The sequence below is a fragment of the Ruegeria sp. CI5 genome (assembly GCF_056536885.1).
Genome location: NZ_JBQFQN010000004.1, coordinates 325,486 through 338,906, shown reverse-complemented (window position 1 = coordinate 338,906; position 13,421 = coordinate 325,486). Strand labels below are relative to the sequence as shown.

Sequence of the window (13,421 nt, the reverse complement as noted above, 5' to 3'; positions counted from 1 at the left end):
AAAAAGATGGCGAAACTGGTGCGGCTTTGCATCATTCACGTCGCAAATTCGACGTGTAATGGAAATGGTTCTCTACATGTTGTGGTTGCTTTGACTTTAACCCCAAGAATGCGAACGGGGCCGCCTTGGCGACCCCGTCAGGTTGAGTATCCACAGGTTCATCCCCAGAATCACACCCAGGGGCGCGCCTGTCCGGCATGGGATTCGAACGTGTCGATGTGGTGATCTTTTTCCATCGTCAGGCCGATATCGTCCAGACCGTTCAACAGGCAATGCTTGCGGTGCGGGTCGATATCAAACTCGATCACGACGCCGTCAGAGGTGACGATCTGCTGATCTTCCAGATGCACGGTCATACGTGCGTTCTCGCCCTTGTGGGCATCCTCCATCAGAATGACGTGGTGGTGTTCTTCGACGACGATGGGCAGGATGCCGTTCTTGAAGCAGTTGTTGAAGAAGATGTCGGCGAAGCTGGTCGAGATGACCACCTTGATACCAAAATCCTTGATCGCCCAGGGCGCGTGTTCCCGAGATGAGCCGCACCCGAAGTTGTCGCCGGCCACCAGAATCTCGGCGTTGCGATAAGCGGGTCTGTTCAGGACGAATTCTTCGTTCTCGCGTCCGTCATCGTGATAGCGCATCTCGTCGAACAGGACGACGCCGAGGCCGGACCGTTTGATCGTTTTCAGATGCACCTTGGGAATGATCATATCGGTATCGATATTGATCAGGGGCATGGGGGCTGCCACACCGTGGACTTTTTCAAACTTTTCCATGTTCACACTCCTGCGGGAGAGGTCAGGCCCCATGCCCCGCGTTTCAAGCTTGTTGAGCTTCTGTAGTTTCGTCTTTGGGCGCGTTCTTGACGAAGAACGCCATGAAGACCAACCCGAACCCGTTGAACAGCATCTCGATGCCCAGCAGGATGCCCAGCAACTGGAACAGCACCGCCGGTTCCGAGCTTGCATAAGACCAGATGATGCCTGCCAGGATGATCGACAAGATGCCCGAGATCAGGGTTGGCCAGAAAAATGACGTGCCTCGCATCTGAAACGAGAGAATGATCCGTGCGATCCCGCCTGCCATGAACAGGATAAGCACCACCGTTGCCAGCGTCAGAGTGCCCGCCAGCGGATGGTCCAGAAACGACCAACCCAAGAACAGCATGACCGCACCCATGATGAAGGCCAGGATCTTGTTTCCGGTTCCTTCGACGGTGAAACCGCCGACAACCTGCAGAACGCCGGACACCAGCAAAAGGACGCCGGTGACCACGGTCACTGCCACGGATGCCACAACCGGTGCGCCCAGCACGAATATGCCGAACACGATCGATAGAAGCCCCATCAGGAGCCATTTGACCCATTCACTCATTTCAGTCTCTCCCTCAAATATCTAGATATGAGGGGACCTTACATCAATTCGCGCACATCTGTCAGCTTTCCCGTGATTGCCGCAGCGGCAGCCATCGCGGGGCTCAGCAGATGGGTGCGTCCGCCGCGGCCCTGACGACCCTCGAAATTGCGGTTCGAGGTGGCGGCGCAACGCTCGCCCGGGGTCAGCTGGTCGGGGTTCATGGCCAGGCACATCGAACAGCCCGCAAGGCGCCATTCGAACCCGGCCTGCTTGAAGATCTCGGCGATGCCTTCCTCTTCGGCCTGCGCGCGAACAAGGCCCGAGCCGGGCACGACCATGGCGCGGATGCCGTCCTTGATCTTTTTGCCCTTCAGGATCTCGGCCGCGGCGCGCAGATCCTCGATCCGGCCGTTGGTGCAGGAACCGATGAAGACCGTGTCGATCTCGATGTCGCTCAGTTTCTGGCCCGGCTTGAGCCCCATGTATTCGATCGAGCGGCGCGCGGCCTCGACCTTGCCGCCCTCGAAATCCTCGGGGTTGGGCACGGTCGCGGTGATCGGCAGAACGTCTTCGGGGCTGGTGCCCCAGGTAACCACGGGGGCGATTTCTTCGCCGCGGATGGTGACGACCTTGTCCCAATGGGCGTCGTCATCGGAATAGAGCGTCTTCCACCAGGCCAGGGCGGCCTCCCACTGCGCGCCCTTGGGAGCGTGCGGGCGGCCCTTGACGTATTCGAACGTCTTTTCGTCCGGCGCGATCAGGCCGGCGCGGGCGCCGCCCTCGATGGCCATGTTGCAGACGGTCATGCGGCCTTCCATCGACAGGTCGCGGATCGCTTCGCCGCAATATTCGATCACATAGCCGGTGCCGCCGGCGGTGCCGGTTTCGCCGATCACGGCCAGAGTGATGTCCTTGGCGGTCACGCCCGGCTGCAGTTTGCCGGTGATCTCGACCTTCATGTTCTTGGACTTTTTCTGGATCAGAGTCTGGGTGGCCAGAACATGCTCGACCTCGGAGGTGCCGATGCCGTGGGCAAGCGCGCCGAACGCGCCGTGGGTGGCGGTGTGGCTGTCGCCGCAGACAACGGTCATGCCCGGCAGGGTCCAGCCCTGTTCGGGGCCGACGATGTGGACGATGCCCTGACGGATATCATTCACCGGGTAGTAGTGAATGCCGAATTCGCGGGCATTCTTGTCCAGCGCTTCGACCTGAATGCGCGATTCGGGGTTTTCGATCCCGTTCACGCGGTCGGGCGTGGTGGGCACGTTATGGTCCGGCACGGCGATCGTCTTTTCCGGCGCGCGCACCTTGCGGCCCGCCATGCGAAGGCCTTCGAAGGCCTGCGGGCTGGTCACTTCGTGCACCAGGTGGCGGTCGATATAAAGCAGGCAGGTGCCATCGTCGGCTTCATGCACGACATGGGCATCCCAGATCTTGTCATAGAGTGTTTTGGGGGACATCGGTCCTCTCCCGTCTGTATTGAGAAATGCTGGCGAGTGGCTGGGCGCCGATTATAGGCGGGCCAGAACCGTGCGGGCGGCCCCGAAGAACCGTTCACGCAGGCGCGCGCGGTCTTGCAGGTTCGGAGCAGGGGCCTGATGGAATCTCATGCGATCCAGATATATCGCGCCCCCTCGTCAATCAAGGCTCAATCCGCGTCCCGGGACAGGTCGGTGGGCCTTGCAAGCCGCCACATTGCTGTTCAATCTGGCGGCAGGAGACCCGCATGGACAATGATTTGATCCCAAGTTCGATTTCTGAGCTGTTCGACAACATGGCCGAGGCCTTTCTGTTGCAGCTTGGGAACCTGGTCGAGCTGATCGTGACTCCGGGGTGGAGGCAGTATCAGATCGCCATCATCCTAGGGCTGGTGGCGCTGTCCTTCCTTTTGACTCTGCTGACAAAAAGCCGGTGGGAAGCCTGGGCGCGGGCGCGCAGTGGATGGCCCAAATGGCGGTTGCGGGTTCTGGTTCAGCTGATGCAGCGGATGACGCTGGTCTACTTCGTCGTGCTGGCCTGGGGCGTTTATCTGGTGATGCAGCAGGTCACCTGGCCATCGCGGAGTTACATCATCGGTGTTCTGGCAACGCTGGCAACCGCGTGGCTGGCGATCGCGCTGATTTCGCGACTGGTCCGCAACCGGACGATTCGGCGCATCTTCCGCTGGTCGATGTGGATCTACGCCACGCTGGTCGCGCTGAGTCTGACCGATGACGTCGCCGAGTTCCTGGACGGCGTGGCGATTTCGATCGGCAGCCTTCACATCTCGGCATTGGGGATTCTCAAGGCCATTCTGCTGATCGGCACGTTGTTGGTGCTGGCGCGGCTTGGCACCCGGGCGGCTGAACGCGGGCTGAAAAGCAATGACGACATCTCGCCTTCTATGCAGGTGCTGCTGGCCAAGGGTATCCAGGTCGCGTTTTACGGGCTGGTCTTTCTGATCGGGATCCGGACGCTGGGATTCGACCTGACCGGGATCGCGCTGTTGTCCGGTGCGGTCGGCGTGGGCATCGGCTTCGGCCTGCAGAAGGTCGTGTCGAACCTGATCTCGGGGATCATCATCCTGATGGACCGGTCGATCAAGCCGGGCGACGTGATCTCGCTGGGCGACACGTTCGGTTGGATCAACGCGCTGGGCGCCCGCTACGTCTCGGTCGTCACCCGCGACGGGCGCGAATACCTGATCCCGAACGAGGATCTGATTACCGGGCAGGTGGTGAACTGGTCCCATTCCGACGAGTTCGTCCGCCTAGATCTGACCTTCGGCACCAGCTACGGCGACGACCCGCACAAGGTGCGCGAGACCGCCGTGCGAACGGTGAAATCAGTCAAACGCGTTCTGAGCGGCGGCAAGCACGAACCGGTCTGCCATATCACCGGGTTCGGAGACAGCAGCGTCGATTACGTGCTGCGGTTCTGGATCCGGGACCCGACGGCCGGCCTGACCAACATCCGCGGCAATGTCTATCTGGCGCTGTGGGATGCATTCCAGGCCGAGGGCATCTCGATCCCCTTCCCGCAGCGCGAAGTGCGCCTGCTGGGGCAGGGTGCCACCGACACCGCTGTGCCACATCTGGACACGGATTGATCAACCCCGTGCCATCAGCGGTTGCCGTTCATTGAAATGTTGCAATTGCCTTGCTACCTTAATAGTACCCCGGCGCCGGGGTTACACGGCGCTTTAGCAAGGAGGACCATGTCCTGTCTCTACACACACAGGCGGGTTTGCCCGCCGATGAAGGGGCCGCTGTGATGGCCCGCTCTCAGTCAATCAGCGACAAGCTGCTTGAACGCATCCTTTCCTCACTTTCCGATGACAAGGCCGAAGATGTTGTGCAGATCAACCTGCAGGGCAAGTCTTCGGTGGCCGACTACATGGTCATCGCTTCGGGCCGGTCGACGCGTCAGGTGTCGGCGATGGCGGAAAAGCTGACGGATCGCATCAAGCAGGAATTCGGTTTCACCTCGAAGGTCGAAGGCAAGGATGCCGGCGACTGGGTGCTGATCGATACGGGCGACGTGATCGTCCATATCTTCCGCCCCGAAGTGCGCGAATTCTACCAGCTGGAAAAGATGTGGCTGCCTCAGGGCGGCAGCGCCTCGGCCAACTGAGGCGCCATCCCGGCCCGTATTGAAGGGCCGGCGGCGAGAGCGACATGCGTATCAGCATTTGTGCGGTCGGGCGATTGCGTGCCGGACCGGAGAAGACCCTGCTTGACGACTATCTGACCCGTTTCGACCGGACCGGCCGCGGCCTGGGCCTTGGGCCTGCGCGCGTGATCGAGGTCGAAGACAAGAAAAACGCCGGTATGGGCGCCGAGGCCGGCTTGCTGCGCAAGGCGCTGCCCGCTGGCGCGGTGATCTGCACATTGGACGAGCGGGGAAAGGTGATTGCTTCCCCCGATTTCGCGCGGAAGCTGGCCGGGTGGCGAGACATGGGCCGGCAGGATCTGGCCTTTGTCATCGGTGGCGCCGACGGGATCGACCCGGCGCTGCGGGCCGAGGCTGATTTTTCGATTTCTTTCGGCGCGATGGTCTGGCCGCATATGCTGGTCCGGGTGATGCTGTCCGAACAACTCTATCGTGCCGCGACGATCCTGTCGGGCGGCCCGTATCATCGGGCCTGACCGCTGTGGCCCGTCTGCTGATCGTCTACCATTCACGCACCGGCGGCAGCCGGCAGATGGCCGAAACGGCCGCTCAGGCGGGCAGCGCCGAGGCCGAGGTCAGCCTGAAACCCGCCGAGCAGGCGGGACCCGACGATCTGCTGGCGGCCGACGGATACATCTTTTGCGCGCCCGAGAACCTCGCGGCGCTGTCAGGCGTCATGAAGGACTTCTTCGACCGATGCTACTATCCGGTTCTGGGCCGGATCGAGGGGCGTCCCTATGCGCAGATGATCTGCGCCGGGTCCGACGGTCAGAACGCGGCGCGGCAACTGGCACGCATCGCCACCGGTTGGCGCCTGAAAGAGGTGCAGCCGCCCCTCATCGTCTGCACCCATGCCCAGACGCCCGAGGCGATATTGGCGGAAAAGACTATCCCAGAGGATGAACTGGTCAAATGCCGCGAGATCGGCGCGGCGCTGGGCACCGGGCTGTCGCTGGGCGTGTTCTGACGATCAGTCCAGCGTCACAAGCGTGGTGTCCGCGTTCCAGCCATCGACACTGCACCGGGCCTGCACCTGAACCTGACTCGCGCCTTCGGGGATCGCGACCCCGCCCAGCGATCGGGTAAACGGCTGCTCGGTCTCGTGCGGGTGATGCAGCACCCGCATCCCCAGCTCGGTCCCGTCCATCGCCAGAACGCGCCAGCCATCGGCATAGTGGTCCCACCCGGTATCGGGATGGCCGATGGTCACGTCGAATCGCCAGGTCTCGCCCGTGCGCGTCGCGGTGACATTTTCGACCGTCGGCGGGTCGGCGAGGGCCGGGACGGCCAGAAACAGGCAGGGGATCAGGTGTCGCATTTCGCCAGTCTATGATCTGATCGGGCGGGGCGCTATCACGTCTGCGTGTCCGGCGGCAGGCTCAGCAGGATCGCGCGGGAATGCGAGGCAAACTCGCGCCGATAAAGAACCCCCAATGTCAGAAGCGTGCCGATGATCAAAGTGATCGGGCCCAGGATCCAGGCCAGCGAGGCCAGCGCGAAATAAGTGGCGCGCAGGGCGCGGTTGAAGCTGCGCGCGGCGGTCACGCAGATCTCGGCCGCCTGCGCGGCGCGGGGATAGGCCTGCGGATCCTCGGGGTCGTTGGGAACCGCCGCCATCAGCACCGCGCAGTAGCCGAATAGTCGGTGCGCCCAGACGTATTTCAGAAAGGCGTTCGACAGAAACAGCAGCACGATCAGGATCTTGACCTCCCACACCATGGCCGGTGCGCTGCCGATGGCCAGATCCTTGGCGACGCCCGACAGGCGCTCGGTATTGCCCAGAAGGGCCAGCCCGCCCCCGATGGCGATCATCGTGGTCGAGGCAAAGAACGTACTGCCCTGACGCATCGTGCCCACGACCTGGGCGTCGAACATGCGGGGCTGACGGGTCACCATCTCGCGCATCCAGCAGCGGCGGAACTCGTCCATCATCACCGCGACCGAGCGCTTGCCGGGCGCGGGGTTCTCGATCCGCCATCCGATCCATTGCCAGGCGATCAGCAACAGCAGGACGGCGGCGTAGTCCAGGGGCGAAAACAGCAGGGCGCGTTCGGTCAATGTCATGGCGCGACAGTACGTCCGACGAAGGCAACTTGCCAGATGCAGAAATTGGTAATATTATTTTACCAAACCGGAGGACTCGCCATGGACATGCCACAGCCCAACCCCGACGTTCTGGCCCGCAAGGTCAGCGTGCTTGCCCGTCTGCGGCAGGTCCTGCCCGAAGATGCCATCATCGCCGACCCGGCCGAAACCCGCGCCTATGAATGCGACGCCCTGACCGCCTACAAATGCGCGCCGATGATCGCGGTTCTGCCGTCCTCGACGCAGGAGGTTTCGGACATTCTGCGCATCTGCCATGACGAAGGCGTGCCGGTCGTGCCGCGCGGGGCCGGGACCTCGCTGGCTGGTGGGGCGCTGCCCACCGCCGATTGCGTGATCCTGGGCGTGGCCCGCATGAACGAGGTGCTTGAGGTTGACTATGACAACCGCTTCATCCGCGTGCAGACCGGCCGCACCAATCTGAGCGTCACCGGCGCGGTCGAAGAGCAGGATTTCTTCTATGCGCCCGATCCGTCGTCGCAGCTGGCCTGCGCCATCGCGGGCAATATCGCGATGAACTCGGGCGGCGCGCATTGCCTGAAATACGGCGTGACCACCAACAACCTGCTGGGCGTGACGATGGTGCTGATGGATGGCCGCGTGGTCGAGATCGGCGGCGCGCATCTGGATTCCGGCGGGCTGGACCTGTTGGGCGTGGTCTGCGGCTCGGAAGGTCAGCTGGGGGTCGTCACCGAGGCGACGCTGCGCATCCTCCGCAAGCCCGAGGGCGCGCGCCCGGTCCTGATGGGCTTTGATGACAACGCGGTGGCGGGCGAATGCGTCTCGGACATCATCAAATCCGGCATCCTGCCCGTGGCGATCGAGTTCATGGACCGGCTGTGCATCGAAGCCTGCGAGAATTTTGCCCATGCCGGCTATCCGAATTGCGAGGCGCTGCTGATCGTCGAGGTCGAGGGCTCGGATGCCGAGATCGACAGCCAGCTGGCCAAGATCGTCGAGATCGCCAAACGCCACAACCCGGTCGAACTGCGCGAAAGCCAGTCGGCCGAGGAAAGCGCCCGCATCTGGCTGGGCCGGAAATCGGCCTTTGGCGCGATGGGGCAGATCAACGACTATATGTGCCTGGACGGCACGATCCCGGTGTCGGCCCTGCCGGACGTGCTGCGCCGCATCGGCGAACTGAGCAAAGAGTTTGGCTTGCCCGTGGGCAACGTGTTCCACGCCGGCGACGGCAACATGCACCCGCTGATTCTGTTCGACGCGAACAAGCCCGGGGATCTGGAAAAGTGCGAGGCCTTCGGGGCCGAGATCCTGAAACTGTGCGTCGATGCCGGCGGCTGCCTGACCGGCGAGCATGGGGTGGGCATCGAAAAACGCGACCTGATGCATCATCAATACGCGCCTCAGGACCTTGAGGCGCAGATGGCCGTCAAGGACGTGTTCGACCCGAAATGGCTGCTGAACCCCGCCAAGGTGTTCCCGCTGGATGCCAGCGCGGCCCGGCGCGTCGTGCCGATGGCGGCGGAATGACTCCCAAGACAGAACGGACCCCGCAATGAGACCTGAATCAGAGTCTGAACTGGCCGAAATCGTGGCCGGCCTGAACGAACCGGTACGCGTTGTCGGTGGCGGCACGCGCGGTGTGACGGGCCCCGGCCGGATGCTGAGCACCGAGGGGCTGCGCGGGATCACCCTGTACGAGCCCGGGGCGCTGACGCTTGTGGCGCAGGCCGGAACCCCGCTGGCCGAGATCGAGGCCGCGTTGGAGGCCGAAGGCCAGCAACTGGCATTCGAGCCGATGGACCATCGGGCCTTGCTGGGGTCCTCGGGCGCGCCCACGATCGGCGGTGTCGTGTCCGCCAACGTCTCGGGGCCGCGCCGGATCCAGGCCGGGGCCTGCCGCGATTTCCTGCTGGGCGTGCGCTTTGTCGACGGGCAGGGGCAGATCATCAAGAATGGCGGGCGGGTGATGAAGAACGTCACCGGCTATGACCTGGTCAAGCTGATGGCCGGGTCCTGGGGCACGCTGGGCGTGCTGACCGAGGTGTCACTGAAGGTGCTTCCCAAACCCGAGGCCAGCGCGACGCTGGCCGTACCCGCCAAGGACGCAGCGACTGCGGTTCGCTTCCTGTCCGAGGCGCTGAAATCACCCTTTGAGGTCACCGGCGCAGCCTATGATCCGCAGCAGCAGCGCGCCTTGATCCGGATCGAGGGGTTTGCGGAATCGGTCTCATATCGCACCGGGCGTCTGCAGGAGTTGCTGGGCCGGTTCGGCGCGGTTGATCCGGTCGAGCCGTCGGATGCCCTGTGGCAGACGATCCGCGATGCGGCCGATTTCGCCGACACGCCCGGCGATGTCTGGCGGATTTCGGTCAAACCCGGCGACGCGCCCGAAATCGCCGCGCGGGTCGAGGCCGACCGGACCCTGCTCGACTGGGGCGGCGGGTTGATCTGGGCGCTGGTGCCCGCAGGCACCGACCTGCGCGGGCGCATTGGCGCGTTTTCCGGCCACGCCACGCTGGTGCGGGCCGGGGCCGATACCCTTGCCCGGCTGGGCCTGTTCCAGCCGGAACCGCAGGGTATTGCGGCTCTGACACAGGGGATTCGACAGAAATTCGACCCGCGCGGCGTGTTCAACCCCGGGCTGATGGGATAGGGCGATGCAGACCACATTCACCGAAGACCAGTTGAAAGACCCCGGCACCCGCCGCGCGAACGAGATTTTGCGCAACTGCGTGCATTGCGGGTTCTGCACCGCCACCTGCCCGACCTATCAGGTGTTGGGCGACGAATTGGACAGCCCCCGCGGGCGCATCTACCTGATCAAGGACATGCTGGAAAACGAGCGTGTGCCGGACGAAAAGACCGTCAAGCATATCGACCGCTGCCTGTCCTGCCTGGCCTGCATGACGACCTGCCCGTCGGGCGTCCATTACATGCATCTGGTCGATCACGCCCGCGAATATATCGAAAACCGCTACAAGCGCCCCTTCTCGGACCGGGCGCTGCGGTGGGTTCTGGCACGGATCCTGCCCTATCCGATGCGGTTTCGCTGGGCGCTGATCGGGGCCAAGCTGGGGCGGCCGTTCCGCTTTCTGATGCCCGACGCGCGCCTGCGGGCGATGCTGGACATGGCGCCGAAACACATCCCGCCGGTCAGCCGCAATGACGACCCCCAAAACTTTGCGCCCAAGGGGCAGGCGATCAAACGCGTGGCTCTAATGACAGGCTGTGCGCAAAAGGCGCTGAACACCGACATCAACGATGCCACGATCCGCCTGCTGACCCGGCTGGGCTGCGAGGTCGTTGTGGCCGAGGGCTCCGGCTGCTGCGGGGCGTTGACCCATCACATGGGCAAGACCCGCGAAAGCCATACCACCGCCGCCGCCAATATCCGCGCCTGGACGCGCGAGATGGACGGCAAGGGGTTGGATGCAATCGTCATCAACACCTCGGGCTGCGGCACCACGGTCAAGGATTACGGGCACATGTTCCGCGACGATCCGCTGGCCGAGGACGCGGCGCGGGTGTCGGGCATTGCCATGGATGTCAGCGAGATCCTGATGCAGCTGGACTTGCCACAGGGTGACGACAAGGAGCTGACGGTGGCCTATCACGCGGCCTGCTCGCTGCAACATGGACAGCAGATCAAGACCTATCCCAAGAACCTGCTGAAAAAGGCGGGGTACACGGTGGTCGAACCCGCCGACAGCCACCTGTGCTGCGGCAGCGCCGGCACCTACAACCTGATGCAGCCCGAGATCTCGGCCAAGCTGAAACAGCGCAAGGTGCGTACGCTCGAGGCCAGGAACCCCGATCTGATCGCGGCCGGTAACATCGGCTGCATGATGCAGATCGGGTCGGGCACCCGACTGCCCATCGTGCATACGGTCGAGCTGTTGGATTGGGCCACGGGCGGGCCTCGGCCCCCTGCGCTGGATCGGGACGAACAGCCTGCGGATACGGTGCCGATCCTGCGGTGATCGGGCCTGATGCGCCGACGCATCAGTCTGGTGCGGATTAGGCCCGGTCCGGCTCTGCCCTATTTTCGCCAAACGCCACGCGTAAGTAGATTGGCCGATACCTCATGCCGGAGAACCGCGTGCGCACATGGATCAGGGCGATAGCGTTATGTGTTCTGCCATTGGCAGCCACGGCGCAGGATACTGGGCTGCAAAGCCTTGAAACCTCGGATTCCGGGCGCGAATGGATGGCGGTCGGACGGCTGAACATCAACGGCACCGGCTTCTGCACTGGCGCGTTGATCTCACCCACCCTTGTTCTGACCGCAGCGCATTGCCTGTTCGACCAAGCAACCCGCCAACGAATTGATCCGGGCCAAATCGAGTTTCTGGCGGGGTGGCGACATGGCCGCGCATCGGCCTATCGCACGGCGCGCCAGGCGGTCATTCATCCGGAATACGAGTATGACCGCGCCGCATCCGTCAGCCGCGTGCGCCACGACGTCGCGCTGATCGAGTTGTGGCAGCCGATCCGAAATACGACCGTGATCCCGTTTGAAACCGGCTACAGGCCAACGCGTGGCGAGGATGTCGGAGTGGTTTCGTACGCCCACAACCGCGCAGAAGCCCCTTCGCTGCAACAGGTCTGCTCGGTCATGGCGCAGCATTCGGGGGTGCTGGTCATGTCCTGTGACGTGGATTTGGGTGCGTCCGGCGCGCCGATCTTCTCGTTCTCAGGGGATCACCCCCGGATCGTATCGGTCGTGTCCGCCAAGGCCGAATTGGAAGGCCGGCGGGTATCGTTGGGAACAGCGCTGGAAGAGTCGCTGGAGGTGCTGCTCACCGAGCTGTCCGCAGGGAATGGATTTGGCGCGTCCGGCAAGACGATCGAGCCTGGGAAGAACGTTGGCGCAAGGTTTGTCCGGCCATGACCTGCCGTATCGTGACATTGGCCCTGATTTTGGCCGGGATTGCTGCGTCGGCGGTGGCCCAGGACAGTGGCAAGCGCCGGCTGACCGATCGGGACGACCTGTATGGTTGGGAGGCGATCGGGCGGCTGGACATCGGAGACCGCTCGTTCTGTACGGGTACGCTGATCGCGCAGGATCTTGTTCTGACCGCAGCCCATTGTGCGACGGACAAGGCCACCGGCCGGACCTATGCGCCCGGCGAAGTCACCTTTCGCGCAGGCCTGAGCGATGGACATGCGCTTGCCGAAGGCACGGTCGTGCAGATCGCCGTTCCTCCCGACTATGACCCCCGGGTTGGCCTGTCACCCGAGATGGTCCGGGTCGATGTCGCCCTGATGCGACTGGATCAACCGATCCCGTACACCGTCGCCAACCCATTTGCGTTGCACAGTGGCCGGGTCGCTGGGGATGAGATCAGCATCGCTTCGTACGGGCGCGGCCGATCCGAGGCAATCACGCGCCAGCGGTCCTGCCGGATTCTGGAGCGGCGCCAAGGTCTGATTACCTTCAATTGCGATGTCACGTTCGGATCTTCCGGTTCGGCTATTCTGGCGCGAAACGGGCCGCGTTGGCAGATCCTTTCTGTGGTATCGGCGGTTGGTACCGACGGCCGTCGCAAGGTCGGGTTTGGCATGGAACTTGAGGGGATCGTCTCGGAGCTCAAGGCCATCATGCGGCGGGATGCGCCGCAGCCAAAGGCCAAGATCCGGCGGCTGCAGGTCGGCTCGGGCAAGTCCAGCTCGGGCGCGAAATTCATCAGCTCCGGCGGGTCTTGAACTCAGCCAGTTTCTTTCCCATCTCATGTGTGTCGGGCAGCCAAACCGGGGTCCGACGATCACCAACGCCCGTCCAATCGGAGGGCAAAACTCGTAAATCGCTCTGAACATGAGGATAACGAACATGCGTAGCTTTGATTTTGCACCACTGCACCGTGCAACCGTCGGCTTTGACCAGATTGCCGACATCATGGATCGGGTCATGACCAGCGAAGTGTCACAACCCAGCTATCCCCCGTACAACATCGAAAAAACCGATGCCGATGCGTATCGCATTTCGATCGCAGTCGCCGGCTTTGCCGAAGATGACCTGACGATCGAAGTCAAGGAAAACGCGCTGGTCGTGGCCGGTAAGAAAGCCACCGAAGACACCAAGCGCACCTATCTGCATCGCGGCATCGCCACCCGCGCCTTCGAGCGTCGTTTTGCTCTGGCCGACCACGTCCGCGTGACCGGCGCCAGCCTGGAAAACGGCATGCTGCACATCGACCTGAAGCGCGAGGTGCCCGAAGCGCTGAAACCGCGCCGGATCGAGATCACCTCGACCAAGGCGATCGAAAAGGACGTGGTTGACGCCAAGCCCGTGAACTGAGGCTGAGACCGCCCAAGCGGCGATAATCGTCTCCTCCCTCGGTTGTCGC

General features: G+C 63.1%; 15 protein-coding genes. 10 read left to right on the top strand and 5 right to left on the bottom strand.

Features of this window, described 5'->3' with window-relative positions:
- Positions 1–170: 170 nt before the first annotated feature.
- From leuD to leuC, 3 genes are read right to left on the bottom strand one after another with little or no spacing between them, the layout of a single operon-like run.
- Positions 171–776 carry a 3-isopropylmalate dehydratase small subunit gene (leuD, locus tag ACR0BA_RS14475; RefSeq protein ID WP_480728578.1) on the bottom strand — a complete coding sequence of 202 codons (606 nt, stop codon included), beginning with the start codon at positions 774–776 and terminating at the stop codon, positions 171–173.
- Between the two features lie 43 nt (positions 777–819).
- A complete protein-coding gene (locus tag ACR0BA_RS14470) occupies positions 820–1,374 on the bottom strand; it encodes an HdeD family acid-resistance protein (RefSeq protein WP_170343176.1) in 555 nt (184 codons plus the stop codon).
- Positions 1,375–1,412: 38 nt separating this feature from the next.
- Positions 1,413–2,816 carry a 3-isopropylmalate dehydratase large subunit gene (gene leuC / locus ACR0BA_RS14465; RefSeq protein WP_170373252.1) on the bottom strand — a complete coding sequence of 468 codons (1,404 nt, stop codon included), beginning with the start codon at positions 2,814–2,816 and terminating at the stop codon, positions 1,413–1,415.
- Between the two features lie 266 nt (positions 2,817–3,082).
- Here leuC and ACR0BA_RS14460 point away from each other — a divergent pair, with 266 nt between their 5' ends.
- The 4 genes from ACR0BA_RS14460 to ACR0BA_RS14445 all read left to right on the top strand — a co-directional run bounded on the left by ACR0BA_RS14460 (position 3,083) and on the right by ACR0BA_RS14445 (position 5,974).
- Positions 3,083–4,444 (top strand): mechanosensitive ion channel family protein, encoded by a 1,362-nt coding sequence (locus tag ACR0BA_RS14460; protein ID WP_170589244.1) that lies wholly within the window; start codon positions 3,083–3,085, stop codon positions 4,442–4,444.
- A gap of 164 nt (positions 4,445–4,608) precedes the next feature.
- Positions 4,609–4,968 carry a ribosome silencing factor gene (rsfS, locus tag ACR0BA_RS14455; RefSeq protein WP_093963679.1) on the top strand — a complete coding sequence of 120 codons (360 nt, stop codon included), beginning with the start codon at positions 4,609–4,611 and terminating at the stop codon, positions 4,966–4,968.
- Positions 4,969–5,012: 44 nt separating this feature from the next.
- On the top strand, positions 5,013–5,483 hold the full coding sequence (rlmH, locus tag ACR0BA_RS14450) for a 23S rRNA (pseudouridine(1915)-N(3))-methyltransferase RlmH (RefSeq protein WP_170343173.1): 471 nt from the start codon (positions 5,013–5,015) through the stop codon (positions 5,481–5,483).
- Between the two features lie 5 nt (positions 5,484–5,488).
- Positions 5,489–5,974 carry a flavodoxin family protein gene (locus ACR0BA_RS14445; protein WP_480728575.1) on the top strand — a complete coding sequence of 162 codons (486 nt, stop codon included), beginning with the start codon at positions 5,489–5,491 and terminating at the stop codon, positions 5,972–5,974.
- Between the two features lie 3 nt (positions 5,975–5,977).
- Here the strand turns inward: ACR0BA_RS14445 and ACR0BA_RS14440 are convergent, their stop codons facing one another.
- Together ACR0BA_RS14440 and ACR0BA_RS14435 are read right to left on the bottom strand one after the other, a co-directional pair.
- Positions 5,978–6,325 carry a hypothetical protein gene (locus tag ACR0BA_RS14440; protein WP_480728573.1) on the bottom strand — a complete coding sequence of 116 codons (348 nt, stop codon included), beginning with the start codon at positions 6,323–6,325 and terminating at the stop codon, positions 5,978–5,980.
- 35 nt (positions 6,326–6,360) lie between these two features.
- A complete protein-coding gene (locus ACR0BA_RS14435; protein WP_170367511.1) occupies positions 6,361–7,071 on the bottom strand; it encodes a DUF599 domain-containing protein in 711 nt (236 codons plus the stop codon).
- An 81-nt stretch (positions 7,072–7,152) separates the two neighbouring features.
- Between ACR0BA_RS14435 and ACR0BA_RS14430 the strand changes: the two genes are divergently transcribed.
- The 6 genes from ACR0BA_RS14430 to ACR0BA_RS14405 all read left to right on the top strand — a co-directional run bounded on the left by ACR0BA_RS14430 (position 7,153) and on the right by ACR0BA_RS14405 (position 13,372).
- Positions 7,153–8,601: an FAD-linked oxidase C-terminal domain-containing protein gene (locus ACR0BA_RS14430; RefSeq protein ID WP_480728571.1), complete on the top strand. Its 1,449-nt coding sequence runs from the start codon at positions 7,153–7,155 to the stop codon at positions 8,599–8,601.
- Positions 8,602–8,626: 25 nt separating this feature from the next.
- On the top strand, positions 8,627–9,727 hold the full coding sequence (gene glcE, locus ACR0BA_RS14425; RefSeq protein WP_480728569.1) for a glycolate oxidase subunit GlcE: 1,101 nt from the start codon (positions 8,627–8,629) through the stop codon (positions 9,725–9,727).
- Positions 9,728–9,731: 4 nt separating this feature from the next.
- Complete coding sequence (gene glcF / locus ACR0BA_RS14420) at positions 9,732–11,054, top strand: glycolate oxidase subunit GlcF (RefSeq protein WP_480728567.1); 1,323 nt, start codon at positions 9,732–9,734, stop codon at positions 11,052–11,054.
- Positions 11,055–11,173: 119 nt separating this feature from the next.
- Positions 11,174–11,965: a trypsin-like serine peptidase gene (locus ACR0BA_RS14415; RefSeq protein WP_480728565.1), complete on the top strand. Its 792-nt coding sequence runs from the start codon at positions 11,174–11,176 to the stop codon at positions 11,963–11,965.
- Complete coding sequence (locus tag ACR0BA_RS14410) at positions 11,962–12,780, top strand: trypsin-like serine peptidase (RefSeq protein ID WP_480728563.1); 819 nt, start codon at positions 11,962–11,964, stop codon at positions 12,778–12,780. The genes ACR0BA_RS14415 and ACR0BA_RS14410 overlap by 4 nt, the downstream gene beginning before the upstream one ends.
- Before the next feature lie 124 nt (positions 12,781–12,904).
- Complete coding sequence (locus ACR0BA_RS14405; protein ID WP_170342492.1) at positions 12,905–13,372, top strand: Hsp20 family protein; 468 nt, start codon at positions 12,905–12,907, stop codon at positions 13,370–13,372.
- Positions 13,373–13,421: the final 49 nt, after the last annotated feature.

Excerpts from the sequence above, each read along its gene's own strand:
- leuD (WP_480728578.1), bottom strand. The coding sequence starts at position 776 with ATGGAAAAGTTTGAAAAAGTCCACGGTGTGGCAGCCCCCATGCCCCTG.
- ACR0BA_RS14470 (WP_170343176.1), bottom strand. The coding sequence starts at position 1,374 with ATGAGTGAATGGGTCAAATGGCTCCTGATGGGGCTTCTATCGATCGTG.
- leuC (WP_170373252.1), bottom strand. The coding sequence starts at position 2,816 with ATGTCCCCCAAAACACTCTATGACAAGATCTGGGATGCCCATGTCGTG.
- ACR0BA_RS14460 (WP_170589244.1), top strand. The coding sequence starts at position 3,083 with ATGGACAATGATTTGATCCCAAGTTCGATTTCTGAGCTGTTCGACAAC.
- rsfS (WP_093963679.1), top strand. The coding sequence starts at position 4,609 with ATGGCCCGCTCTCAGTCAATCAGCGACAAGCTGCTTGAACGCATCCTT.
- rlmH (WP_170343173.1), top strand. The coding sequence starts at position 5,013 with ATGCGTATCAGCATTTGTGCGGTCGGGCGATTGCGTGCCGGACCGGAG.
- ACR0BA_RS14440 (WP_480728573.1), bottom strand. The coding sequence starts at position 6,325 with ATGCGACACCTGATCCCCTGCCTGTTTCTGGCCGTCCCGGCCCTCGCC.
- ACR0BA_RS14435 (WP_170367511.1), bottom strand. The coding sequence starts at position 7,071 with ATGACATTGACCGAACGCGCCCTGCTGTTTTCGCCCCTGGACTACGCC.
- ACR0BA_RS14430 (WP_480728571.1), top strand. The coding sequence starts at position 7,153 with ATGGACATGCCACAGCCCAACCCCGACGTTCTGGCCCGCAAGGTCAGC.
- glcE (WP_480728569.1), top strand. The coding sequence starts at position 8,627 with ATGAGACCTGAATCAGAGTCTGAACTGGCCGAAATCGTGGCCGGCCTG.
- glcF (WP_480728567.1), top strand. The coding sequence starts at position 9,732 with ATGCAGACCACATTCACCGAAGACCAGTTGAAAGACCCCGGCACCCGC.
- ACR0BA_RS14410 (WP_480728563.1), top strand. The coding sequence starts at position 11,962 with ATGACCTGCCGTATCGTGACATTGGCCCTGATTTTGGCCGGGATTGCT.
- ACR0BA_RS14405 (WP_170342492.1), top strand. The coding sequence starts at position 12,905 with ATGCGTAGCTTTGATTTTGCACCACTGCACCGTGCAACCGTCGGCTTT.